This window comes from Mesorhizobium sp. M7A.F.Ca.CA.001.10.2.1, assembly GCF_003998575.1.
Lineage (GTDB): Bacteria > Pseudomonadota > Alphaproteobacteria > Rhizobiales > Rhizobiaceae > Mesorhizobium.
Map to the genome: position 1 here is coordinate 1 of NZ_RZQY01000869.1, position 2,016 is coordinate 2,016.

The 2,016-nt window shown below is 63.3% G+C and carries 2 protein-coding genes and 1 pseudogene; all 3 read left to right on the plus strand.

Annotation, left to right across the window (positions count from 1 at the left end; genetic code table 11):
• A pseudogene (locus EN964_RS38920) lies at nucleotides 1-92 on the plus strand (hemolysin III family protein); the annotation flags it as partial.
• Between the two features lie 104 nt (nucleotides 93-196).
• Nucleotides 197-1,222: a MotA/TolQ/ExbB proton channel family protein gene (locus tag EN964_RS32830; RefSeq protein ID WP_027037204.1), complete on the plus strand. Its 1,026-nt coding sequence runs from the start codon at nucleotides 197-199 to the stop codon at nucleotides 1,220-1,222.
• A 1-nt stretch (nucleotide 1,223) separates the two neighbouring features.
• Nucleotides 1,224-2,016, plus strand: a 793-nt coding sequence (locus tag EN964_RS32835) for a peptidoglycan -binding protein (protein ID WP_127277321.1), incomplete at its 3' end; no start/stop codon positions are given.

Sequence of the window (2,016 nt, forward strand, 5' to 3'; positions counted from 1 at the left end):
TCCACAACGCGCTGTGGCACGGTTTCGTCGTCACCGGCGCCGGCCTGCATCTGGCCGCCATGGTCGACTGTCTGGTCATCAATCGCCTCTGACATTCTCGACGCGGCAATATTGCCAAGCGCCATTCAATTTGGTCACAATTCCGTTTAGAGTCGCGGTTTACGTGATCGGCGGCGGCATCGGAAACGGGGCACGGATGGCTTTTCTCAGATCCTTCGGCATGGGCAGACGTTCTGATGTCCTGATCTACGACCCGCATAAATTATCGAGCCCGCAGGTCTTTCTGCTGACCATGGTGATCTTCCTGGTCATCGTCGCCTTCATCGCCGCCATCCTCACCCGACAGATCTCAACCGCTTTTGGCAGCAATCCCGGCCTCAATGGCCTGATCGTCGGCGTGCTGGTGGTCGGCATCCTTTTGGCCTTCGCCCAGGTCGGGCGACTGTTTCGCGAAGTGCGCTGGGTCAACTCCTTCCGTGCCGGCTCGGAAACGACAGAACCAGTGCTTCTGGCGCCGATGAAGGCGATGATCGGCCGCTCCTCGGCGACGGCCTTCTCGACCAGTTCGATGCGCACCATGCTCGATTCCATCGCCACCCGCCTCGACGAAAGCCGCGACACCTCGCGCTATCTCGTCGGCCTGCTGGTGTTCCTCGGCCTGCTCGGCACTTTCTGGGGACTGTTGAACACCATCGGTTCGATCCGCGAGACCATCGAATCGCTCGATCCCGGCACCGGTGACGCCGCCGCGGTGCTCGATTCCCTGAAGCAGGGGCTTTCGGCGCCGCTGGCCGGCATGGGCACCGCCTTCTCGTCCTCGCTGTTCGGCCTCTCCGGCTCGCTGGTGCTCGGCTTCCTCGACCTGCAGGCCGGTCGCGCCCAGACACGCTTCTACACCGAACTGGAAAACTGGCTGTCCTCGGTGACCGACCTGTCGTCGGACATCGTCGTCGCCGACCCAGCCAAGACCGAATCCTCCGACGAGATCCGGGTGCTGTCGGAAAGGCTGCGCTCGATGCAGGAGAATGGCGGCGGCTCCAACCCGCGCGTCGCCACCGCCATGGCCAATCTCGCCGACGGCATTTCCGGCCTGGTCAAGAACATGCGCTCGGAACAGCAGATCATGCGCGACTGGGTCGAAGCCCAGTCCGACGAGCAGAAGGCGATGCGCAACACGCTGGAAAAGATCGCCGATGCCCTGAAGAAGCCCGGAGTGCACTGAAGTGGCACTCGCCAGGGGCCGGCGCACCGATCGCCGCATCGACTACTGGCCGGGCTTTGTCGACGCGCTGTCGACGCTGCTTTTGGCCATCATGTTCCTGCTCACGGTCTTCGTGCTGGCGCAGTTCCTGCTGGGACGCGAAATCTCCGGCAAGGATACGGCACTCTCGCGCCTCAACTCGCAAATCAACGAGCTGACCCAGTTGCTGGCGCTGGAGCGCTCGACGGCGCAGGACAAGGATGATTCACTGGCCAATCTGCAGGCGTCGCTGTCAGCCGCGCAAGCGGAAAGGAGCCGGCTCCAACAGTTGCTGGCGCAAGGCGCCGGTGCCGGCGACGCCGCCAACCAGCGCGCCGCGGCGCTGGGCGGCGAACTCGACAACCAACGCCAGATCAGCCAGCAGGCGCTGAGCCAGGTCGAGATCCTCAACCAGCAGATCGCGGCACTGCGCAAGCAGATCGGCGCGCTCGAGGATGCGCTCAACGTCTCCGAAATCCGCGACCGCGATTCCAACACCAAGATCGCCGACCTCGGCCGACGCCTCAACGTCGCTCTGGCACAGCGCGTGCAGGAGTTGAACCGCTACCGCTCCGACTTCTTCGGCCGCTTGCGCGAAATCCTCGCCGACCGAGAGAACATCCGTATCGTCGGCGACCGCTTCGTCTTCCAGTCGGAAGTGCTGTTCCCGACCGGCTCCGAGGTGATCAACGATGCCGGCAAGGTCGAGATGAAGAAGCTCGCCGACGCCATCATCGAGTTGCAGAAGGAAATCCCGCCCGAGATCAACTGGGTGC

Excerpts from the sequence above, each read along its gene's own strand:
- EN964_RS32830 (WP_027037204.1), top strand. The coding sequence starts at position 197 with ATGGCTTTTCTCAGATCCTTCGGCATGGGCAGACGTTCTGATGTCCTG.